Consider the following 24,322-nt stretch of genomic DNA (forward strand, 5'->3'; position numbering starts at 1 on the left):
TATTTTCCATATAATTTAAAACATTATCCCTTCTTTATTTTTAATATCATGAATTTTGAAAATACTCTTCACTAATAGAAGAAGTAAGTATACCGCGCTGTGAATAAAATAGTTTAATGTGTTATCATATATTTTTTTAAAAGAGCTGCTTTTGACAGCTCTTTATCAAGGTTTCCAAGTTAGTTATATAAAATTCGTACTAATTCAATTTAAAAATGAACCTTTTGAAAACCATTGCTCTGTATCTGTAAACAACAATTACGAAAATATTAATCGTCCAATCTGGTGCTTTTAATTTTTTAAAACTTCTCTTTGTACCATATGCTTCTAAGTGGTTAATACTTATTATAAGTGATTGAATGAATATTTTTTTCCATTCTAATCAAGTCAGCATATAAGAGAGCTAAACCTTTATTTATGATTATAAATTTTGAAAATCAAACATTTAAACTTTCTATTTTAACTACGCTCTTTTTAATTTTAAACTCTTCATTTTTGTCTTTTTTAGGCTTGCTCTATTTTTGCTATTGCTTAATTTTATTCCGAATCCTCTAACAAATACCCGCAACATTAAACTAGTACTTAAAAGATTCTTCCATAATTTATCTTTGGAATATCAACTTCAATAAGTTGTTATAATCTTGATAGGTTGCGCATTATTTTTTATCAATCATGGAGCCAAATGCTGATTTAGTTTCCATCATTTTTATAAATGCATCCTCTAAGGCTGTTTGCTTAACTATAGGATTATCTTTCCAAAAGTTAGGGTTATATTTAATTGATCGGACTATGGCCTTGTCCTGAACTTTTCTATTTATTCAGCAAATTTTTGTGTATTTAAATTTTCGTCCAACTTATACATCGTTAGCATTGAGTTGATTACTGAATTAATAACCTTCCCTTTTACATTGAAATTCAAATTTAATTTTATATTGATGCTTTCTAAAACGGGGATATCTGTATTTGAACCATTGAAAGTAGCTATAGTATTAGCTAATGGCGGTATTTGAGAACCGACATTAATTTTTAATGGTAAATTAAATATTCTATTAAAAGAGCTGTCTTTACAACAGCTCTTAAATTCCTTTCGAAAAATGAATTACTAATTCAAGTTTTAAAATAAAAGGCCGAAAAAGCGAAAATCTACACTTATAATTTTGTTGCTTTCTTTAAAATTTTATCAACTTTAAAAGATTCCAATTTAATCCAAAGAACCCGCTTTGATGATAATCATTTTGTCGAGCTTAATGTATTTTTTAATCGCATCGTTTACTTGCTGCAAGGTTGCTTTCTCAATATCTTTTGGAAATTGTTCGATGTAACTCGGCTCTAAACCTCTATCCATAAAGTTCAAAATGGTTCCTGCCATTCCGTTTGTGGTCGCCATGCTTACTTTAAAACTTCCGATCAGGTTGGTTTTCTTGTTTTCCAGTTCCTCTGCCGTGATGCCGTCTTTTACCCATTTGCTGACCTGAACCATTGTAGCGTCCAGTCCTTGTTGAAATAAGGCTGGATTAAACGAAGCGTTTACAAACCAGTAACCTCCTGTTGTGATATTTCCGCCCAAGTCTGATGAAATATCATACGTTAATCCGTCGTTGTCACGAACCGTCTGCATCAAACGTCCTGCAAAACCGGCGCCAAGAGCATAATTTCCAATGAAAAACGGAATATAATCCGCGTCTGCCCTTTTTAGACCTGTATATTGTCCGATAAACAATTCCGCGCTTGGTTTCTCTGGAATTGTAATTACCTGGGTTGTGGAAGCTGCTTTTTTCGCTTCTTCAAACTTCATGTTTTCTACCACGCCGCCACTCCAGTTTTTGAATGATTTCTTTAAAGAATTATTCAAATTAGCGCCTTCTGTATCGCCTACAATCACTAAATGCATCGAATCTGGTCCGAAATATTTTTTATGAAATGCTTTTACTTCTTCTAAAGTGGCATTTTTAATATTCGCCAAATCTTCCTCCACACTTAAACTGTAATTCGGATTTGCTTTTGGATAAATTGCCTGGGCCAGGGCAATGCTTCCTCTCTCTTTCGGATCGTTCAGGTTTTCTTGTACATTTCCGGTAAATTGCAGTTTTAAATTTTCGAATTCCTTCTGGTCAAAAAGCGGGTTTCTTACTTCTTCTGCCAATAAAACAATTACCTGATCCAGGTCTTTTTTCAAACATTTAAATCCAATATTGATTTTGGTCGTTGAAGCATTAATATTGATATCTACACCCAGTTTCTGCAGTTTTTCAGAAAACTTAAATTTATTGTTTAAAGTGGTTCCTTTAGACAGCATCGAAACTGTTAAGGAAGGAATCATCAAATTTTTCCCTTCATTGGCATAATTCCCAAGTGAAATACTCGCTGCAACGGTCACAAAATCTTTTGCTGAGGTTTTTACCGAAACGACATCAATTCCAGCAACCTTTTCTCTCCTATAAGCCGAAGTTCTTTTTTCAATTGTTATGGGATGTGAATCTGTTTCTTTTACAGTTTTATTATCTGATTTGATAATATTTTCAGATACTTCTTCATTATCATGATTTTCATGATTTGGATGTCTGAAATAAAACGGTTCATTTTCCGGTTTAAAATTACTTGCTTTTGCCTGATCCCGATCATTTGATCCGGATTGTTCCGGAACAAAATATCCGGTTGTACTTTGATCTTCGACTAAATATTTTTGCGCTACACGAAGTACATCTGCGGGTGTTACTTTCTTTAACCGGTCAACTCCCGTTACATAATCTGTCCAATCTCCTGATGCAATGGCTTCGTTTAAATCTGATGCAATTACGCCTGATCCGTCACGGCTCAAAATAGTCTGCGCACTAATTTTTGCCACTACGCGGTTTACTTCATCCTGTGTTACGCCGTCTTTCTGGATTTTCGCAATCACTTCGCTTATTTTCGCATCGATATCTTCGTGTTTTGAGGATGTCGGAAATCCAACGCCAATGGTAAAAAGTCCGACTTCTTTAAAATTGGTGGCATTTGCGTAAGCATAAATTCCCATTTGGGTATCCACGAAAGTTTTGCTTAAAACAGCCGAAGGGCCCGAACCGATAATTTCACCTAAAATATTCAAAGCTGGAAGATCTTCGTGCAATGCGCCTGGAATCTTAAAGGCTTTGTTTACAACGCCCAGTTCTCCTGGTTTTTTAACTACAATTATACGGGGTCCGTATTGTTGTGGTTCTTCGGTATAAGGCTGCGGCATTGGGTTTGGCGCTTTGGTGATTTTGCCGAAATACTGTTCGATTAATTCAAAAACATTTTCTTTTTTGAAATCCCCGATGATCGTTAAAGTCGCATTGTCCGGCCAGTAATACGTATTGTAAAAATTATGCAATACCTCGATTGGGGCTTTTTCAATATCCGATTTCCACCCGATTGTCGAATGATGGTACGGATGCGCAATGTAGGCCGCCGCCCAGATTTCTTTATCCAGCAAACTGTTCGGATCGTTTTCCCCACGCTCAAATTCGTTGCGAACTACCGTCATTTCGGCTTCTTTATCTTCTTTCAACAATAAAGAATTGCGCATTCTGTCGGCTTCAATCTGCAAAGCCAGAGCAATTTTATCACTGGGTAAAGTTTCGTAATAATTGGTTCTGTCGTACCAGGTCGTGGCGTTTAATTCCGCACCAGTATTTTGTAAAACATCAGTAATCGTGCTTCCATTTTTTTTATTGAAAGTCGGTGTTCCTTTAAACATTAGATGTTCCAAAAGATGTGTGGATCCCGTATTTCCTAATACTTCATGTTTAGATCCTACACGATATACAATCTGAACAGTTACAACAGGAGATACATTGTCCTGCAAAAGCAGCACATTCATGCCGTTAGGCTGATAAAAATATTCTTCAATTCCGCCTAACTCTTTTATTTTCTTAAAGTCAACTGCATTTCTCTGCGCAGATAATGCTGCACATATAGTAAATGAGCAAAGGCTCAAAATGATATTTTTTTTCATTCTTTTATATTTTAAATTTCATTAAACATTCTTTATTTTATTTTTCTTCCCAGAGGCTTGATTATTAATTTCGATTTCTTCTTAATTATTTTTGCTATTTCCTGCTTCGTAACTTCGATAAAATCAAACTCATGCTTCCAATATTTCTTAAAGATTTGTAGCCGATACATAAAACAAAAAATAAGGTTTTCTAATTTCCTATACTATTCAAAATTTTTAATTCCTTCTTCCAGCCAGTTATTATAAAACTCGATATCTGGATTGTAAGCTGTTGGCTGATTTAATTTTTTTTCTTCATGATCAATCAAAACGTAATATGGCTGTGCATTGGTTTTGTATTTGAGAATTTGAAATTCACTCCACCTCTGACCTGCATATTTCAATTTTTCCCCCGTAATTTCTGAGAAGAACTGTTCTGTTTCTGGAAGCGGACGTTTGTCATCTACGTACAGTGAAATTAAAACCACATCATTATTCAAATGCGATAAAATCCTGGGATCCGTCCAGACCCTTTCTTCCATTTTTCTGCAATTCACACAGGCAAATCCTGTAAAATCAAGAAGAACCGGTTTATTCACTTTTTTAGCATACGCCAATCCCGCTTCATAATCTCTAAAGACGGTAATTCCGTTTGGACCTTCTTCCGCTCCTTCAGGAAGGCTTGAAATAGTCTTGGTTTCTGCGGCTGCACTGCCCAATCCATAAGGAGATTCGCTGTATTGTTTTGGAGGAGAAAAACCGCTAATCCATTGCAGAGGAGCGCCCCATAAACCCGGAATCAAATAGATGGTGAAAGCCAATACTAGAATTCCGAAACCCAATCTTCCCACAGAAATATATTCTGAAGGAGAATCGTGCGCTAATTTTATTTTCCCGAAGAGATATAAAGTCAACGCAGCAAAAACGGCTATCCAAATAGAAAGAAATGTTTCTCTTTCCAGAAGATGTAATTGAAGTACCAAATCGGCATTACTCAAAAATTTAAATGCCAATGCCAACTCTAAAAACCCTAATACAACCTTAACCGAATTCAGCCATCCTCCCGATTTTGGAAGCGAATTTAACCAGCCCGGAAAAGCTGCAAAAAAAGCAAAAGGCAGCGCAATGGCCATCGAAAAGCCAAACATTCCGACAATGGGAGCCCAACCTCCCTGACCTGCCGCCTGAACCAGCAAAGTTCCGACAATTGGTCCTGTACAAGAAAAAGAAACTAAAGCTAAGGCCAATGCCATAAACAGAATTCCGATAATTCCGCTGGCTTGCGATTTTTCATCTATTTTGGTCAGCCATGAACTTGGAAGCACAATTTCAAAAGCACCTAAAAATGACAGGGCAAAAAAGATTAACAGTACGAAAAATATCAGATTGAAAGTGACATTGGTTGACAAAGCATTTAGGGAATCTGCTCCAAAAATGGCAGTGACCAAAGTGCCCAAAGCCACATAAATAACAATTATTGCAATACCGTAAAGTAGTGCATTTTGAATACCAGTCGCTTTACTTTTACTCTGCTTGGTGAAAAAACTAACGGTCATCGGAATCATTGGAAAGACGCATGGCGTGAGTAAAGCAGCAAAACCGGATAAAAAAGAAATGATAAAAATGTTAAAAAGTCCTCTTTGATCTTCATTACCTTCTTTTTTTGAAACAACAGCAGCTTTTTTCTGAAACTTAACTGCTTTACTTAAATCAAAAACCAAGTCAAGATTCTGAAGTTCTGAAATAGCAGAAGAATTTCCTGCTGCAAAATCAACTGTTGCGTTGATTGTTTTTAACTCGTGCAAAAGGACAATTTTCTGTTTAAAAACAGCTTTACTTTCAAAAAATTTCACTTTTGCTTTCAGAACAGGATCTTCTGCAATTTTTCCGTTTTCTTCTGTTGTATTTCCTACAAGAAAAAAACCGCCTTCGCTGTCATCAAATACAAAAGTTGTTGCCAAGTTGCTTTTAGCAGGAATATTCTGCGAATACAAATGCCAGCCGGCATCCATTTTTGCTTCTGCGGATAAAATGTATTCTGTATCAGAGATTTTTTCTACGACCGTTTTCCATAAGAGAGGCGCTGTCTTTTGTCCGAAACTTAATGTCACGGTCAAAAGCGTCATTAAAAAAAATATATTTTTCATAAAATCCTTATATTATCTAATTTTAAAAACCAGTTCTGTCTGTTTTGGCGGAAGACATTTTGTATCGTCGCAGGCCATAAACTCAACCATTCCTTTGATTTGCTGCGGTATTTCATTTTTCGTTTTTATGCGCTGTTTAAAGATGGTTTTATTAACGAAATACTTAATTTTTACTCCATAAATCGGATCATCAACAACATCTCCTTCTTCTTCTTTTGTGTTGCCTTTTTTTAAATATTCGCCTTTTCCATCAAAAGAAAATTTGGTACCTAGCGGCCCGTTTTTGGGAACTTCCTGCGAATACAAATGCCAGCCTTTTTCGATAGATGCTTTAATTATTAATTCATATTCTGATTCCGATATTTTTACCACACTTGTAGTCCATTTAACCGGATTATATACCTGAGCGTTACCGCTTATTGCAAAACACAATAGTAGAAATGAAATTATTTTTGCCATTTTTTTTATATTTTTATGTAAATTTTACCTGTCTTAAGCAATTATAAAACAGATAAATTTTGTTTTCTATTTTGAGAATATCACTTTAAGATCCCGATCCATTCTGGCGTCATCTTTTTCGCCGCCATCGTATCTTGCCACGATAATTCCATTAGGATCAACCAGAATTTTTGTAGGCAGTAAACTAATGTTATACCCTTCGCTGATATCCTGATCTAGATTTATTCTTTCATAGGTTCCTTCTTTGTACTGCACTCCTGCCAAAACATGACGCCAGACTCCGATACCGTCTTTTTCGACTGCTTTTTTCCATTTATCTTTATCATCATCATCAGCAGCAACACCTAAAATTTCCAATCCTTTTGGTTTGTATTCTGCATAAACTTTTAATAAATGCGGATTTCCTTTTCTGCAAGGCACACACCACGACGCCCAAAAATCAATCAAAAGGTATTTACCTCTAAAATCTTCTAATTTCAATGGATTTCCGTTGATGTCTTTTGTTTTAAAGGAGCCTGCCGGAGCGCCTGCAATGCCTTTTTTCATTTTTTCGATTTCCTTTAAAAGATTTTTTGCTGCCTCAGTATTTGCATATTGAGGATTTATATTCTTATAATAACCTTTAGCTTCATCATAAGTCATATCATTTAAATTAAATACCATTATGTTTAAGATTAGATACGATTTTGGATTCTCTTTGATAAACTTTAACGAAGCTTTAGTCATTTCTGCGTAGGCAGGCTCTAAGAATTCTTTCGCATCATTTATTTCATATTTGATGGCTTCTGTTGTTTTCTCGTCTTTTTTTGCAGCTGCAGCTTCCGTATATTTTTTAGATAACTCATCGACTTTATCAAATTCTTTTTGATATTTTTTCTTAATCTGATCTAGTATTGCTTGATATTTGTAATTTTCATCCTGAGTTTTTGACCCCGTTAATTTTGCTTTTCTAAAATCAGCGTAATCAACTTTAAGGATTTGTTTTCCAGGCTCTGCATAAAGAGATATAAAGCTTTTTTCATCCTCATAATCTATTTCCGTATTTTTCGCTATTGCAAGATCGAGAACCGGTTCTGTCAAAGTGCTTTCTATTTTAAATTTACCGTTTTTCACTTCAATTGGCTGAGCTCCTTTGTCCAGATAAGCATATATTTTACCGTTTGATAATCCGGTAATTGTTCCATCAATATGGAACTTTTGCTGTGCCGCCGTTGTAAAAGCAACCAGCAGCATCATACTTAAAATGACGATTCTTTTTATACTTAAATGTTTCATAATTATTTTATTTTTTTTTCAGTACTTAAATTACTGATACTACTTTTAATGCTTTATTTCTTTGCAAAAATGGCTGCCAGATCCTGATCCATTTTTTTATCATCATCTTCTGCCCCATCATATCTTGCTACAATCATTCCCTTAGGATCTACCAGAATTTTTGTAGGCAGTGAACTAATGTTATACCCTTCGCTGATATCCTGATCCAGATTTATTCTTTCATAGGTTCCTTCTTTGTACTGCACTCCTGCCAAAACATGGCGCCAAACTCCGATACCGTCTTTTTCGACTGCTTTTTTCCATTTATCTTCATTTTCATCATCATGAGCAACACCTAAAATTTCCAATCCTTTTGGTTTGTATTCTTCATACAATTTTAATAAATGCGGATTTCCTTTTCTGCACGGTACGCACCAGGAAGCCCAAAAATCAATCAGAACATATTTCCCTTTAAAGTCTTCTAGTTTTAAAGGATTTCCGTTGATGTCTTTGGTCTTAAAAGGTCCTGCCGCAGCGCCTGGGATTCCCTTTTTCATTTTTTCTATATCGGCAGCTAAACTTTCGGATAATTCCCCTTTTTTATACAACGGATTGAAACTATCATAATAGGATTTTGCTTCTGCGTAAGTAAGTTTATCAGTATAAATACTCAATAAATACATGCTGTAGTACGACTGCGGATTGTCTTTCATAAATTTAATATGTACTTCTTCAGTTTCCTTGTACATCGGCCATAACAGCGATCTTGCGTCGTTAGATTCGTATTTAATGGCTTCCAATACTTCTTCACTCTTTTTAGCGTTTACTGCATCATCATACTTTTTTTCTACCGCATCAAAATGATCCAGTTCCTTCTTATATTTTAGGCGAATTTTATCTGTAATAGCAGTACATTTAAAAACATCTTCCTGAGTTTTGGAGCCTTTCATTTTTGTAATCGAAAAATCAGCATAATTTAGCTGTAAAGTCATCGGTGCGGCTTCCACAAAAAATGACACATAGGCTTTGTCGATCATCTCTCTTTCGTCTGAAGTTTTTGCCAATCCCATATATTCGACCGGAGCTTGCAATTCGCCAGAAATATGGAATTTACCTTTTGTGACCTGGACCGAATCAATTTTACTTTCGGTAAGCATATAAATTTTACCGTCGCTAAATCCTGTTATTGTACCATCTATTTTATATTTTCCCTGTGCTTCACATATTATAGGAAAACCTTGAAATAGCAGAAATAAAATCGCTGTTCTATTTATGATGCTTAGATTTTTCATTACAGTTTCTTTAAAATTATAAACTCTCAATTTTAGATTTTAAATCCAGTATACCGACATCTGTATCTTCACCTTTATCCGAAATTTTCTTAATGTACGTGTTTATATTTTCTAAACCTTTTGCTTTGTTTCGTGTTTTCAGATAAAGGCTCGCCAGACAATAATTTACAGAAAGTGCTTCTGGATAAGAATCTTTAGTATTTTCAATCATTGCAATCGCTCTTTCTTCAAGTCCAGCATTATTTAAATCAGGGTTAACAGCCACACTGTAAGCTGTATCGATGTATGAATCCAATGCTTCTTTCTGATTTTTTGCAAATGCTTCGTCTGCTTGTTTTTTATTAAATTCAAACCATTTAATATATTGCTTTTGTGCTAAGTAGTATTGTCCATAATAATATGTTTTATATTCACTCTGCTGCGGTGAAACAAAATCTTTAGCTGTTTCTGCGATTGCATTGTCTAATTCCGGCAGTGTCTTTGTTGTGGCAACTTCTACTAAATAATTAGATATGGCTGTTTCAATTAAATTATTGTAGTTTTCTTTTCCGATATATGATTTGTCAATAAAAGCTTTTTTATTTTTGATCATGTAATTATAGATTTTACTTTTATACTCAATTCCGGCATGGGCAATAACAGTAAAACCATCTTCTGTTGTATACTGCTCTGGTTTCATTGTTGAAATAACCTCTCTGCCTACTTTTTCTACAGATTCCAAGTTGTAAGCTGTATATAATGCCTTTATATATTGAGCCACAAAAGGCAGATCACGTTTTCCCCACTGGTATTGTCTCTCCAGATTGTTTAATTGTTTGGAAGGATCGAAAGCTATCTTTGCCTGCTCAATAAAATCCTCTGCTTTCTCTGCCCCTGTGGCCCTGTGGACTACTTTGCCATCAGCATCCATAAAAAGCAGTGTTGGATAAGCGCTTACACTGTATGTTTTTGTCAATTCGACTCCTTCGCCTTTTTCCATATCCATCTTGATACTTACAAAATTGGCATTCATATAATCTCCAACATTCTGCTGTGGAAATATATCTCTGGCCATCATTTTACAAGGGCCGCACCAAGTGGTAAAACAATCCATAAAAACCAGTTTCTTTTCTGTTTTGGCCTTTGCCAGAACTTCCTTAAATGTGCTGTGCTCAAAGGAAATTCCCTGTGCGCTCAATTTTGGCAGCACCAATAACATTACTACTGTAATTGCAATTTTTTTCATTTTTTGTTGATTAAAGATTTGTTGTTATTATGATTTTTTTCAAAATGCCTTAATAAAAAGACATAATCTGGGCCGTTCACTTATTAAAAAACAAGTGATTTCTTACATTATAAAATTCAAAGTGAAATACAAAGTTAGAGAAGCATTATAGAGGAAAAGCACTTCTCTAACCTGTAATTTAAAGTTTAATACGATGGATTTTGTTTAATAACACGATTTCCGGCATCTATAGATTCTGTTGGAATCGGCAAGATAAATTTATCAGGATTTAGGGCTGATGCTTTTACATCTGAGACTTTAAAGCCTTTTCCAAATCCGTCGGCATAATCATATCGTATTAAGTCAAACCAAGACTCGCCTCCCTCGGCATACAATTCTGCTAATTTTTCATAACGGACTGCTGTTAAAAACTGTGCTAAAGTAATGGTACTTGGATAGGTTTCAAAACCATTGCCTCCTGTGGTAGTTGCACCGGCCCTGATTCTAATGGTATTTATTGCCTGAAGCGCTTGCGGCGTTACGGCATTATTGGCCCTTGCACTGGCTTCAGCTAGAATCAAATACACTTCTGCCATACGCATATGATAGAAGAACTCTTTTGTTCCCGGTGTAGATTCATTAGTGTATTTAGTGGTGTAAAAGCCTCCGTACGTAAAATTTCTTACAAAAGCGGATGTTCTGGAAGCATCATAGGTAATGGTTTGTGATCCTACAGTCATACTTCCTGCGATAGCATTTTTATAAACTTGCGAAATAGTGGCATCATATCCGTCGTATCCCGCCCCCATTCCTACTTCTGCACCAGATTCTCCTGCTGTTCCAAATAAAACTTCTGAACTGGTAAAAATAGCATCAGAATCATGTTCATCAAAAATGGCTCCGTAGGTTGGTTCTAATTTAAAATTTGAACCTCCCTTAGCAATAATGTCCTCACACAAAATTGCTGCATTGGCATAATCTCCTTTATACAATAGCACTCTTGCTTTTAAACCTTTTGCAAATGTTTTATTGGTGTATTTTTTACTTCTTAAATCTGGAGCATTTGCAATTCCTTCATCCAAATCTTCGATTATCGCTGTGTAAGTTTCTGCAACCGTATTTCTTGGTGTTATTTTTGAATTTTTTACCGGTGCAGTACGAACTAAAATTCCGTATTCTGAATTAACATCGTAAAATTGTCCAAAAGTACGCAAGAGATAAAAATGTCCCAAAGCTCTCAAAATTTTAGCTTCGGCCAAAATCTCTGTTTTTCTTCCCGGATTAGTGAAAACCTTATTATCTAATTGAGATACTTTCTCTATAAGCCAATTGGTGCGATTGATTAAATCATACAAACCGCTGTAGATCAACTTTGTATATCGAGATCCTGTTGCAATCGGATTATTAGTCGCCCAGCCAACATATTCGGATCCCGTACGGACTGAACCATTATTACTATATCCACTCATGATATCATGTACTACGTAAAATGTTGGAAACGCTTGGGGGGAACTTTGCTGTCTAAAAGTAGAATAAGCCCCCGTCAGTGCTAATTCTGCGGACAATTGACTATTAATGGCCGTATCAACCTCTAATGCATAAGGCGGTTTGTAATTGTCTAAATCTTCCGTTAATTGGCACGAAACTGCAATAAGCATTGCTGCACTTACTAAACCTATGTATATATATTTTAAATTCTTCATTTCTATCTTTTTTAGAATAATTTACTATTAACTAGAAAGTAACATTTAATGAAAATGTAAAAGTTCTTATGTTTGGGTAAGAGGCTCCGTTGTCACTTGTAAAACCAGTTGATCTGTTTGCAAAAGAAGTCTTAACAACATCTTCTGGATCTAGTCCCGGATAATCTGAAATTGTGATTAAATTATTTCCGCTCAAAATCAGCCTTACTTTAGTAATACCCGTATCTTTAAATAAGCTAGATGGTAAATTGTATCCAATAGAAGCAGAACGCAGTTTTATGTAAGAAGCATCTACAATCGACCTTGACGTAGCTTGTGTATCTCCGTGTGTTGGCGAACCATATCTCGCATAAGGTGCATTTGTATTTTCTGATGTCCAGGTATCAAAAAACTCACGAGTACGATTGTTGAACGTATCTAAGTCGTCCAGCCTAGAAATTTTATCATATTGTCTCCGCGCTCCTTGAGAAAAGTTCCAGTTCATAGAAAAATCCCAATTTTTATAAATTATCGAATTGTTCCATCCGCCAAAATAATCCGGATTAATATCTCCAATTGGTCCTCTGTCATCTGTTGTAATTTTTCCGTCGCCGTTAATATCTTTAAAAATATAATCTCCGGGCTGTGTCAGTGTATTTTGATATGTACCTCCGGCTGAAATATTCAAGGCATCAATTTCTGCTTGTGTCTGCGCAATTTTAATTACATCATAACCAGTAATTAAACCAAGAGGCTTTCCTTCGATAAGTACTGTATCTTCTAGTCTGGCTCCATAAAGATGTTCTACATTGTTTTTTAAAGTTGCAATATTGAAAGAAGAATTCCATCTGAAGTTTTTGTCTCTAATGATATCCACTCCAATTAAAAACTCCCATCCTCTGTTTGAAACATCAGCAACATTGGTATTCCAGCTGATTGATCCCGTTTCGTAAGGAAGCGGTGTAAATAAGATAATTCCAGATGTGTTTTTTTGAAAATACCCCAACTCTGCTGTTACACAATTATTAAACATACTTAAATCAATTCCTAAATCCAGCTGGTCTGTTTCCTCCCATTTAATTTTGGAATTTGGAACTCCTGTAACCGTTATACCATTTTGCCCGTCATACAAAGAATCTCCGTTTGCTAAGGATTTATAATACGCTAAATAGGTAAATGACGGAAGATTGTCTGATCCCGTTCTTCCCAGCGAAGCTCTTAATTTTAATTGATTAATAAAAGAAACTTCTTTTAAGAAATCTTCATTATGCATATTCCAGGCCAAAGCAACAGAAGGAAAGAAACCATAACGATTGTCTGGTCCAAACTTTGTTGATCCATCTCTTCTTGCCGTAAATGTGGCTAGATATTTTGATTTGTAACTGTAATTTACCCTTCCAAATATTGAATTAAGTCCTTGTTCTAAACTTTCACTTGAAACACCATCCGCAAAATTAGCAGAACCGATATTGATCAAAATATCATCATCCGGAAAACCTCTGTATCGGTAGGCATTAGCATCATATCTTGTTCGGTTCCATGAAACTCCGGCAACAGCATCAATTCTATGATCTTCGTTTATGGTTTTATTGTAACTCAACATATTTTCAAAAGCAGTTGTCCAGCTTTCATTATACTGAATAGATAATCTTGCTCCTGGTCTGTTTTCCTTCTTTGCATAATATATATTTTCGAAACTTTTTGAAGTATAAAATTGATTGGACTCATCTGAATTTACAGAAACATTTAATTGAGATTTAAATTTAAGCCCGTTTATAATTTGAACTTCTCCATAAATAGAGCCTAACAGGTTTTTTGAAATCGCTTTTTTTCTATCCTGCATTCCATCCCCCAAAGCGGTATATTGCTCACCAAAAATCCCATTATAAGCGAAGTAAGAACCATCTTCATTATAAGCTGGAAGATCTGGTCTGAAACTTCCAATATCTAAAGATGAAAACCCTTTATTTTTATTGATAGAATAGTTATAATTTACAGATCCTCCAACTTTAAAATAATTGGTTACATTGACGTCTAAATTGGTACTGAATGTGTAACGTTTAAAATCATTTTCGATCATGACACCCTGCTGATCCTGTATTCCGGCAGACATCATATAATTTACATTATCTGTTCCTCCGTTTACATTAAAACTGTATTGTGTCCATAAGGCATTTTTATTGGTAATTAAATCTTGCCAGTTTGTATTTGCTTTTCCAAAATAAGTATCTGGATTATTCACTATTGCATAATGCTTTGGAAAATCAGGCCAAGACATTTTAGGATAAAGATTTAAATATTGTTGAGCAATATTCACTGAAATCTTTTTGTAATCATCTGCAGATAAATAGTCATACATTTTTACCGGATTCTGAAAAGTACTCGATGCATTAAAAGAAAATCTCGGCGCCTGATTTCTCTTTCCTCTTTTTGTAGTGACGATAATTACCCCGTTTGCCGCTCGCGATCCGTAAATTGCTGCCGCAGATGCATCTTTTAAAACATCAATACGCTCCACATCGTCAGGATTAATAGCCAAAAGCGGATTTTCCCTTGAACCGTAATTTATTAATCCTAAACTTTCAGAGTTTGGTGTAATCGTGATTGGCGTTCCGTCAATAACATACAAAGGCTGGTTATCCCCTCTTATCTGTGTTAAACCGCGAATGTTAACAGAAGAACCTGCTCCAGGAGCACCACCTCTGCTTGAAACATTCACACCCGCAATTTTTCCGATCAAAGCGTTATCGATTGTCTGTGTTTTAATCTGCTGGATATCCTCTGAAGTAATAGAACCTACAGAACCTGTAAGATCCTTCTTTTTGGTTGTTCCATACCCTACAACCATTACTTCTTCAAGAGCACTTACTTCTTCTTTTAAAATAATAGCATAAATTGTTTTACTTATTGTTATTTCTTCAGTATAAAATTGAAATCCCATACCGCTTGCAACCAAATAATAACCCACTTCGGCCGTAATACTAAAGCTGCCATCAAAATCTGTTGTCGTTCCTCTGATTATAAAGTTTTTAACTATTTCTGTTCCAGTTGGTTTATAACTGGAAACATATACCGTAATTCCTGGAACCGGCTGTCCATTTGTATCTGTAACTTTACCTTTTATTTCTATTGTTTGACCGTTTTTTTCTTTTTGAATGGAAACTTCTTTAATAATTATCGTATTATTTGACGCCATTTCGTATTTAAAATTTCCCTTTGAAAGACTCTTTTCTAAAAGTGTATTTACACTAATTGCTCCTTTTTCAAGTTTAATCTTAGGAAGATCATCAAACATATCAGAACGATATACAAATCTGTACTTGGTTTGTTTTTTAATGATTTCGAAAACTTCGTCAACGGTTGCTTCTTGGTTGTTTTTTATGACAACTTTAACATTTTGAGATAATAGTTCTACTGGTGTGAAACTAAAAAGCCCCAGAGAAAGAAAAAGAATAATGGTTCGCATAATTAAAGTTGAAATGCTTTTTCTTTTAAAGAAAACAGCTTTAATAATTTTAATTTTCATAATTTTGGTTTTGGTTTATCAGTTAATCTTGAATTAATTATAAGTCCTATCACGGGAAAAGCTGGTTTGTATTTAGACGTCCGAACCGCTTTTCCCTTTTTTTATATCAACTTATAATCTCTTTCTTACTTAAAAATTACAGTTCTTTGGTTTATTTCATATGGTATATTGTTTGTGTTACTAATTATATTTAAAATTTCCTCTATTTTTTGGTTTTTGTCTAATATCCCGTTAAACGTAACATTTTCGGCAGCATGGTTTTTAAAAACAGTATTAATATCGTACCATCTTTCTAAAACTTTCATGATATCTTTTAATGGCATTTCCTGAAAACTAAAAATACCTTCCTTCCACGAAACCTCATTAAAAACATCTACGGCCGTCACACGAATTTTATGATCATCAACTATCGATTGTTTTCCGGGACTTAAAACAGTGGTATTAAAAGACCCCGATAAATTGACTTTACCTTCTACCAGAGTAGTATAAATCGCTGCCGATTCCAGATAGGCTTTTATATTAAATTCAGTCCCTAAAACTTCTATATTCTGATTGTGTGTCAAAACATTAAAATGTGAACCTTTATGAGCTGTACTTGGCGAAACATCAAAATAAGCTTCACCATAAACCAACTCTACCTCACGAGGTTTTCCGTCTGTAAAACTGACCGGGAATTTAAGTTTCGACTCCGAGTTTAACCAAACTCGGGTACCGTCTGCCAGTTTTAAAAAAAATTGACCTCCACGCGGTATTGTCAAGTAATTGTATGTTATAGCTGCGTTGGCAGCTTCAATATTTTTATACGTGATATTAGTGCCGTTACTATGAACACCTTTCGAATTATATACAGTGCCTTTCCCTAAAACTACCTGCTCTCCGCTGGCAAGAACCAGAACTGCTTTATCTGTTCCCGGATTGATAAGTGCTTTTGCAACTACTTGTTTTTGAGGTTGATTTTCTTTTAAAATATCGCTTTTAAAGAAATAAAGTGTTGAAGCAAGCATTAAAACTGCAGCAGCAGCAGCGTATTTCCAAATATAAATTTTCTTTACAGAAACTTCAATTTTATCCTGAATTGCTGCCCAGCCTTCTTTTTTATCAATCTCGCTGACTAATGCCGCACGCTTCTGCACTAATTTTTTATCCGTAAGATGCTTCAATATGTATTCCTTATCCGAATCGCTAAAAAGATCGGACTCATGCAGTGCATCAGGTCTCTCAAGCTTTAGAATCGAGGAAGCTATACGATTACAAAGTTCAATTATATTTTTAAAAACAGACATCTTATAATGGTTTATTTATTACTAAGACGACAAAATGCAAAAGGAGGGTGAAAAAGAAGTGAAAAAAAATTATATTTTTTTTTTTAAGGCTATTACTTTACTTTGATTTTTGACAACATTATTAAAAAATAATTGCTTATAAAGAGACTAATTCTGGATTTCAAATACAAATGCAATGATAAAAAAAGAATCTTTCAATAACGGTTTCAAACGCTTATAGGCTATTTTTTTTTGCGTCTTAATGGTATTTAAAGAAATCCCTAATTCTTCTGAAATTTCTGCATTGCTTAAACCCTTAATACTTAATTTTATAATCTGGGCACATTTTGCCGGTAACGTATTTACAGCTTTTTCTATTATAATGGAAGTTTCGGAAATTACAACCTCACGCAAAAAAAACGGATCTGTTTCTAATTCTGCAATATCGGTTTTGCCAATAGACCCTATCGTTTGGTAGGGTTTACTTTTTAAATAATCCAGCGAGCGGTTTTTTACCGAAGTATAGAAATAAGATTTGATTGCAGCATTGTCATGAAAGGCTACTTTGTCTTCCCAAACTTTAATAAATACTTCCTGAACGATATCTTTTGAAATTTCTAAATCCTCAACATACTTATTAGAAAATAAGCACAACGAAGGATAGAGTGTATTAAAAAATCCCTTATATTCTTTTAATGTTAAAGGTTGCGCTTCCATAGTTTCCTTTTTAAAGGCTCCAAAAAAAAGTTTAAAACTTATTTACTTACAATAATTTAAAGAAATTTTTACAACAAAAATCACTTAAAACGTTATTAATATGCTAATATAGATAAATTGTTAATTTACTTGTAATCTACGCTCAATCAGAAAAATATCCTTACTTATGTCAGTTTCTTAAAGATTTAGAATTAATATCCTGTAATAGGACTAAATAATACATTTTTTTTACGATTTAAGCATTTAATTCTGTGAAAAAGTATCTGGTTTTAAAAACAAAAACAAAAACAAAAAATTAACAAAAATAAAAATTTAACATATAAAGTAAGATTTTACAACATTTTTACTAATGTAATCCAACTTTAAAACATATAATTTAATAAAAATGCTATTATAATAATAATTCATTTAAAAACCATGAATTAGGAAAATTTTCAATAGCTTATTTTGAAATTATTTTTAAATCTAAGCTAACAAATTACTTAATTACTACAGTAATTTAATCCGTAGATTTAAAACATTGTGCATCCACAGGATAGTAAACAGGATTTCACTCAGATTTTTTGTCCATTTCGATTTTGCGGCAAAATATTATCCGCTGCGTAGGGCCCAATTCCATCTCATAGTTTGCTTTAAAATGGAATCTGTAGTCATTTCAGCAATGTCACAAATCTGGCTGGTAATGATCTTGAAGAACTGCTCGATGGAAAGCCGGCCACTTTAAAAGAATATCTGCATACTGATTATCTTAACAAGTAATATACGTCTATTTGGAAAGTTTTACAGCATAAAAACAGTCATGATCAGGTAGTGGCCATGACTGTTTTACATAATCAATTATTTGCATCAAATAATTAGCTTAGCAAGCATATCGACCTTTTCCTGCTTTATTTTTTCCTGCTTTTCATGTTTTGCCAAAGATTCTCTGACTGCTGCCTGTGCTGCAGCTAAGCGTGCTATTGGAACCCTAAAAGGAGAACAGCTCACATACTGAATTCCAGCATTATGGCAAAACTCTATAGAAGAAGGCTCTCCCGCATGTTCCCCGCAAATACCAATTTTAAGATCGGGACGCGAAGACAAACCTTTTTGAGCCGCCATAGTGATCAGCTGCCCCACTCCATTTTGATCTAGAACCTGAAAAGGATCATGTTTTAAAATCCCCTTTTTCAGATAAAACGGAAGAAATTTTCCCGCATCATCTCGGGAATAACCAAAAGTCATTTGTGTTAAATCATTAGTTCCAAAAGAGAAAAACTCTGCAGATTCAGCTATTTTATCTGCTATGAGTGCAGCACGTGGCACTTCAATCATAGTTCCCACCCTATATTCTATCCGATCGCTATATTGTGTGAAAATTTCTTCTGCGGTTTGGGTTATGATCTGTTTTTGCATTTCCATTTCTTCCACTGTTCCGGTAAGGGGAACCATAATTTCGGGAAGGCTTTTAATCCCTTCTTTTTTCAGATTCATAGCCGCTTCCATTATCGCTCTGGTCTGCATTTCTGTAATTTCCGGATAGGTATTCCCCAGACGGCATCCACGGTGTCCCAGCATTGGGTTAAACTCATACATGGATTCTATTTTTTCTTTTACGGCTTTGATTGTAATTCCCATCTCATCTGCCATACACTGCTGGCTTTGCTCCTGATGCGGGACAAATTCATGCAGAGGAGGATCAAGTAATCGGATCGTAACAGGAAAACCATCCATTGCCCTGAAAATACATTCAAAATCTTCGCGCTGCATCGGGAGTAATTTTGCAAGCGCTTTTCTTCTTCCTGTTTCGTCTTCTGCTAAAATCATCTCGCGCATGGCTTTGATTTTATTGTCCTGAAAAAACATATGTTCGGTTCGGCAAAGTCCTATGCCTTTTGCGCCAAAATTGCGTGCCGTCTTTGCATCTTCGGCAGTATCTGCATTGGTACGAACCAGCATCCTGGAATATTTATCGGCCATTTGCATGAGCTGGTCAAAATCCTGGTCCAAAACTGCTGCCTTGGTTTGGATATTTCCATTATATACTTTTCCTGTTGACCCGTTCAGCGAAATCCAATCACCTTCTGTAAGTACAATTCCCTCCAATTGAACGGTACGTTTTTTATAATCTATTTTGATGTTTTCAGCTCCTGAAACGCAGCATTTTCCCATTCCGCGCGCCACAACTGCTGCATGCGATGTCATTCCCCCCCTTGCAGTAAGAATTCCTTCTGCAACTGCCATTCCGTTTAAATCTTCGGGAGAAGTTTCTATTCGCACTAAAATAATTTTATGCCCATTTTTTGACCAGTCTTCCGCATCATCTGCAAAGAAAACAATTTTTCCTGTCGCAGCGCCCGGAGATGACGGTAATCCTTGTGCTATAACTTGCGCTTTTTTAAGGGAATCGGGATCAAATACAGGATGCAGGAGTTCATCGAGTTTGTTTGGATCTACCCGCAATACTGCTGTTTTTTCATCCAAAAGTTTTTCATGATACATCTCAACAGCCATTTTTACCATTGCAGTTCCGGTGCGCTTGCCGTTTCTGGTTTGCAGCATCCAGAGTTTGCCCTGTTGAATGGTAAATTCAATGTCCTGCATGTCTTTAAAATGGTGCTCCAATTTTTTGGCAATTGTGGTAAGCTGATCAAAAATCTCAGGCATTGTTTCTTCTAATGAAGGAAAATTTTCAAAGCGGTCTCTTTCAGAGATATTGGACAAAGCGGCCCACCGCCTTGAGCCTTCAAGGGTAATCTGCTGCGGCGTACGGATACCTGCTACAACATCTTCCCCCTGCGCATTGACCAGATATTCTCCATTAAAAAGATTTTCTCCCGTACCGGCATCTCTGGTAAAAGCAACTCCTGTAGCCGATTTATCTCCCATATTACCAAAAACCATGGCTTGTATGTTTACAGCAGTTCCCCATTCTTCGGGAATATTATTTAGCTGGCGGTAAAACACCGCTCTTTTATTGCTCCAGCTGTCAAAAACGGCAATTATGGCGCCCCAAAGCTGTTCCCAGGGATCATTTGGAAAATCTTTTCCGGTTACCACTTTTACTGCTTTCTGAAAACGGGCTGACATTTCTTTTAAGTCTTCAGCAGTAAACTCGCTATCCTGCTTTACCCTTTTTTCTTTTTTAAGCTGCTCTATAATTTCTTCAAACGGATCCTGATCTTCTTTGGATTCCGGTTTCATTCCCATCACCACTTCACCGTACATCTGAATAAACCTGCGATAGGAATCCCATACGAATCTTGGGTTACTAGTTTTCTTGATTAAACCCTGAACGGATCGTTCATTTAGACCGAGATTTAAAATAGTATCCATCATTCCAGGCATTGAAGCTCTTGATCCGGAACGAACTGAAACCAAACAGGGATTTGCATGATCGCCAAATTTGCTTCCCATTTGTATTTCGATAAATTTTACAGCATCCTCTACTTCATTTTTAATAATATCCAAAACTGCATACCGTCCTTTTTCAATATACAGCCGGCACATTTCCGTTGTAATGGTAAATCCCGGCGGAACCGGCATGCCTATAAGATTCATTTCGCATAAATTGGAGCCTTTCCCACCGAGCAGGTCTTTCATTGCGGCATTTCCTTCTGCATTTTTATTGCCGAAAGTAAAAACCTTTTTTTTTGAATTAAACATAATTTTCAGTTGTTAATTTAGTAGTTTTATTGTGATTTTTATTTTACGAAATCGATATAGTTAAATAAATAAAAAAAATTTAGAAAATATAACACTTCCAAAAATTTATTTTTTTTTCACTTTAGATTATTGCTTTGAAGCTAAATATCTTTCAGCATCCAATGCCGCCATACATCCTGTACCTGCAGCAGTAATTGCCTGACGGTATACATGATCTGCAGCATCTCCGGCTACAAAAACTCCTGGAACATTTGTATTAGATGTTCCAGGAGTATTTACAATATATCCTATTTCATCAAGTGTAATATAGTCTTTGAAGATATCGGTGTTTGGTTTATGACCAATGGCTACGAAAAATCCTGCTGCTGGAATCTCAATTACTTCACCATTCTGCTTATTTAATGCTTTAATCCCGTGAACGACCTGATTGTCTCCTACAACTTCTACCGTATCATGGTGCATTAAAATTTCGATATTTTCTGTTTTGCGAACACGCTGTTCCATAATTTTAGAAGCTCTGAATTTTTCGCTTCTTACTAACATCGTTACTTTTTTACAAAGTTTAGATAAGTAATGTGCTTCTTCACAAGCAGAATCTCCTGCTCCAACGATTACAACTTCCTGATCACGGTAGAAAAACCCGTCGCAGACTGCGCAGGCAGAAACCCCGCCGCCCATCTGCAGATAATGCTGTTCTGATGGCAAACCTAAATATTTTGCCGATGCACCTGTTGAAATAATAACAGTTTCACAGTGTAATTCGATTGAATCGTTAATCCAGACTATATGAATATCTCCGGAAAAATCTACTTTGGTTGCCCAGCCGTCACGGATATCGGCACCAAAACGTTTTGCCTGTTCCTGTAACTGTATCATCATTTCCGGTCCTGTAACACCGTCAACATAACCTGGGAAATTTTCTACTTCATTAGTTGTAGTCAACTGTCCGCCCGGCTGCATTCCCTGATATAAAACCGGATTCATGTTTGCTCTGGCAGCATAAATTGCTGCCGTATAACCTGCAGGGCCAGAACCTATAATAAGGCATTTAATTATTTCGATTGTATCTGACATTAAATTTTTGTTTTTGAGTTAGTATCTTTTTTATCTCATTAATGAAGAGAGAACCATTGCTTTACATCCTCCCCAATTGATTCTTCTTTGATAAGACTTTCAAATTCATTAGTACATGGGTTATATTGGTAAAGAGCTTTCCATTCTTCGGCGTAAAGCGCCACTTTTTTTACGGCACCGCAGACAAACAAAAGTTCCTGATCACTCATTGTTGGATGCAGTGATAAACGGACCCATCCCGGCTTGCTTGTTAAATCTTTTTCTAAAATGCCTTTCGCTATGGCGGCAGATCCAAGCTGATCAATATTAAATAAAGAGTGTGCATAAGTACTGGCACAGGACCAGCCCCCGCGGACCTGAATTCCAAAACGGTCATTTAAAAGCCTTACGATTAAATTATAATGGATATCTGTAATGGTAAAAGAAACGCAGCCGATTCTTTCGGCTTCTCTGCTTCCCAAAACTGTTAATCCAGGTATTGTATCAAATTCCGCATAACAAATAGATAATAATTCTGCTTCCCTCTTTTTCATGTTCTCTATTCCCATCTGTTCTTTAAGTTCAAAACACAGGGCTGTTCTCATAACCTGCAAAAATCCGGGCGTACCTCCGTCTTCTTTGGCTTCTATCTCATCATTATAGCAATAGCCTCCCCATGGTGTTGTGTACCTGACATTTCCTCCGCCTGGATTATCCGGAAATTCTGACTTGTATAATTTTCCATTAAAAACCAAAATGCCGCAAGTTCCGGGTCCGCCCAAAAATTTGTGAGGCGAAAAGAAAATTGCATCCAGGCTTTGCTCGGGATCCTCAGGATGCATATTGATTTCTACATAAGGCGCCGAAGCGGCAAAATCCACAAAACAATAACCGCCGTTGCTGTGCATTATTTTGGCCAGTTCATAAAAGGGCGTAATTATTCCCGTAACGTTTGAACAAGCGGTAAAAGAACCAATTTTTAAAGCTCTGCTTTGATATTTTTTAAGTTCTTCTGAAAGTGTTCTCGGGTCAACCAAATTATTTTCATCGCAAGGCAAAACAACCACATCTGCAATGGTTTCATACCACGGAACCTGATTGGAATGATGCTCCATATGTGTAATAAAAACCACGGGCCTTTGATCATCAAAATTCAATTTTGCATTGTAAATATTATCCTTAGAACGCAATCCCATAATACGCTGCAGTTTATTGAGTGCTGCTGTCATTCCAGTTCCGGTGGCTACCAATATGTCCCCTTGATCAGCATTGACCTTTTTTTTGATGATCTCACGAGCATATTTATATGCATAAGTAGAGGTCTTACCAGTCTCACTTGAAAAAGAATGCGTATTGGCAATCATTGGCCCAATTTTATTTTTCATAATTTCCTCAATCGGCCCGTACAACCTGCCGCTGGCTATCCAATCAGCATAAATCATTTTTTGGGTCCCATATATAGATTCAAAATGATGGTCGAATCCAATTGTATTTTCTCTAAACTTTGAGAAATATTCTTCTAAAATGCCTATATTATTCTCAATATTATCTGTATTCATTTCTTTTCAATTATTTATTTATTTTTTTTTTATTTGTACTGGGGCAGTAATGCTCTGTCTGTAAAAAAATGGTTTACCCAGCGATTTGCCGCTAAAATCAGGTACATATAAGTTTGAGAATAATTCTCAAGTCCAGTCCCAGATTTAAGCGAGGCTAAAAGTAATGCCGCAAGATCAAATTTTGTGTACCTTTTGTCACAGTAGTGGTAAATATTTAAACTCCTCACTTCTAAAACTTTAGTAATCAAAAAAAATACAGCATTACAGGCTCGTTTTTTACAGCATCTCAGAACATCTCTCAAGATCTGAAATAATAGGGGAAACTGGAGCAGAAAAGAAACCGGAAGATAAAACTGCCCTAAGAGAGATAAAAGAATAAAAAATAAAACCCAGATGATATTATAAAGAGTTTTTTGAATCGGTTACAAACTAAATTGCTAGATTTGATTTTAAACTTTTAGTATGCCAAAATATCCTATTCCATCCCTTTTTCAAAAGAACTAATCCAATATCATAAACCGAAAGGCATAGTATCTTAACAGATTTGTTTAATCGGCCGTGAAATTA

The 24,322-nt window shown here is 35.6% G+C and carries 13 protein-coding genes; all 13 read right to left on the bottom strand.

Annotated features, from left to right (window positions below; all coding sequences use genetic code 11):
- Positions 1-1,201: 1,201 nt before the first annotated feature.
- The 13 genes from J7574_RS14300 to J7574_RS14360 all read right to left on the bottom strand — a co-directional run bounded on the left by J7574_RS14300 (position 1,202) and on the right by J7574_RS14360 (position 23,755).
- Entirely contained in the window at positions 1,202-3,976 is a 2,775-nt protein-coding gene (locus tag J7574_RS14300; protein ID WP_290969691.1) for a pitrilysin family protein, read from the bottom strand.
- Between the two features lie 203 nt (positions 3,977-4,179).
- The gene (locus J7574_RS14305; RefSeq protein WP_290969693.1) at positions 4,180-6,102 is read right to left on the bottom strand and encodes a thioredoxin family protein; all 1,923 of its coding nucleotides are present in this window, start codon (positions 6,100-6,102) and stop codon (positions 4,180-4,182) included.
- 12 nt (positions 6,103-6,114) lie between these two features.
- Entirely contained in the window at positions 6,115-6,561 is a 447-nt protein-coding gene (locus tag J7574_RS14310) for a protein-disulfide reductase DsbD domain-containing protein (RefSeq protein WP_290969695.1), read from the bottom strand.
- Positions 6,562-6,627: 66 nt separating this feature from the next.
- Positions 6,628-7,836, bottom strand: a complete 1,209-nt coding sequence (locus tag J7574_RS14315; protein ID WP_290969697.1) for a TlpA disulfide reductase family protein — start codon at positions 7,834-7,836, stop codon at positions 6,628-6,630.
- A gap of 53 nt (positions 7,837-7,889) precedes the next feature.
- Positions 7,890-9,107, bottom strand: coding sequence for a TlpA disulfide reductase family protein (locus J7574_RS14320; protein WP_290969699.1), 1,218 nt, complete (start codon positions 9,105-9,107; stop codon positions 7,890-7,892).
- 16 nt (positions 9,108-9,123) lie between these two features.
- The gene (locus J7574_RS14325) at positions 9,124-10,332 is read right to left on the bottom strand and encodes a thioredoxin family protein (RefSeq protein WP_290969701.1); all 1,209 of its coding nucleotides are present in this window, start codon (positions 10,330-10,332) and stop codon (positions 9,124-9,126) included.
- A gap of 185 nt (positions 10,333-10,517) precedes the next feature.
- Positions 10,518-12,014 carry a RagB/SusD family nutrient uptake outer membrane protein gene (locus tag J7574_RS14330; RefSeq protein WP_290969703.1) on the bottom strand — a complete coding sequence of 499 codons (1,497 nt, stop codon included), beginning with the start codon at positions 12,012-12,014 and terminating at the stop codon, positions 10,518-10,520.
- Positions 12,015-12,045: 31 nt separating this feature from the next.
- Positions 12,046-15,519 (bottom strand): TonB-dependent receptor, encoded by a 3,474-nt coding sequence (locus J7574_RS14335; protein ID WP_290969705.1) that lies wholly within the window; start codon positions 15,517-15,519, stop codon positions 12,046-12,048.
- Between the two features lie 125 nt (positions 15,520-15,644).
- The gene (locus tag J7574_RS14340; protein ID WP_290969707.1) at positions 15,645-16,802 is read right to left on the bottom strand and encodes a FecR family protein; all 1,158 of its coding nucleotides are present in this window, start codon (positions 16,800-16,802) and stop codon (positions 15,645-15,647) included.
- A 147-nt stretch (positions 16,803-16,949) separates the two neighbouring features.
- Positions 16,950-17,498, bottom strand: coding sequence for an RNA polymerase sigma-70 factor (locus J7574_RS14345; RefSeq protein WP_290969710.1), 549 nt, complete (start codon positions 17,496-17,498; stop codon positions 16,950-16,952).
- Between the two features lie 846 nt (positions 17,499-18,344).
- Positions 18,345-21,143 (bottom strand): pyruvate, phosphate dikinase, encoded by a 2,799-nt coding sequence (gene ppdK, locus J7574_RS14350; protein ID WP_290969713.1) that lies wholly within the window; start codon positions 21,141-21,143, stop codon positions 18,345-18,347.
- Positions 21,144-21,269: 126 nt separating this feature from the next.
- On the bottom strand, positions 21,270-22,217 hold the full coding sequence (trxB, locus tag J7574_RS14355) for a thioredoxin-disulfide reductase (protein WP_290969715.1): 948 nt from the start codon (positions 22,215-22,217) through the stop codon (positions 21,270-21,272).
- A gap of 38 nt (positions 22,218-22,255) precedes the next feature.
- Entirely contained in the window at positions 22,256-23,755 is a 1,500-nt protein-coding gene (locus J7574_RS14360; protein WP_290969718.1) for an aminotransferase class V-fold PLP-dependent enzyme, read from the bottom strand.
- Between the last annotated feature and the right edge of the window lie 567 nt (positions 23,756-24,322).

Source organism: Flavobacterium sp. (assembly GCF_017744675.1).
In the GTDB taxonomy this organism is placed as follows: domain Bacteria; phylum Bacteroidota; class Bacteroidia; order Flavobacteriales; family Flavobacteriaceae; genus Flavobacterium.

Bases quoted from the DNA above. Each gene is read 5' to 3' on its own strand.
- J7574_RS14300 (WP_290969691.1), bottom strand. From the start codon at position 3,976: ATGAAAAAAAATATCATTTTGAGCCTTTGCTCATTTACTATATGTGCA.
- J7574_RS14305 (WP_290969693.1), bottom strand. From the start codon at position 6,102: ATGAAAAATATATTTTTTTTAATGACGCTTTTGACCGTGACATTAAGT.
- J7574_RS14310 (WP_290969695.1), bottom strand. From the start codon at position 6,561: ATGGCAAAAATAATTTCATTTCTACTATTGTGTTTTGCAATAAGCGGT.
- J7574_RS14315 (WP_290969697.1), bottom strand. From the start codon at position 7,836: ATGAAACATTTAAGTATAAAAAGAATCGTCATTTTAAGTATGATGCTG.
- J7574_RS14320 (WP_290969699.1), bottom strand. From the start codon at position 9,107: ATGAAAAATCTAAGCATCATAAATAGAACAGCGATTTTATTTCTGCTA.
- J7574_RS14325 (WP_290969701.1), bottom strand. From the start codon at position 10,332: ATGAAAAAAATTGCAATTACAGTAGTAATGTTATTGGTGCTGCCAAAA.
- J7574_RS14330 (WP_290969703.1), bottom strand. From the start codon at position 12,014: ATGAAGAATTTAAAATATATATACATAGGTTTAGTAAGTGCAGCAATG.
- J7574_RS14335 (WP_290969705.1), bottom strand. From the start codon at position 15,519: ATGAAAATTAAAATTATTAAAGCTGTTTTCTTTAAAAGAAAAAGCATT.
- J7574_RS14340 (WP_290969707.1), bottom strand. From the start codon at position 16,802: ATGTCTGTTTTTAAAAATATAATTGAACTTTGTAATCGTATAGCTTCC.
- J7574_RS14345 (WP_290969710.1), bottom strand. From the start codon at position 17,498: ATGGAAGCGCAACCTTTAACATTAAAAGAATATAAGGGATTTTTTAAT.
- ppdK (WP_290969713.1), bottom strand. From the start codon at position 21,143: ATGTTTAATTCAAAAAAAAAGGTTTTTACTTTCGGCAATAAAAATGCA.
- trxB (WP_290969715.1), bottom strand. From the start codon at position 22,217: ATGTCAGATACAATCGAAATAATTAAATGCCTTATTATAGGTTCTGGC.
- J7574_RS14360 (WP_290969718.1), bottom strand. From the start codon at position 23,755: ATGAATACAGATAATATTGAGAATAATATAGGCATTTTAGAAGAATAT.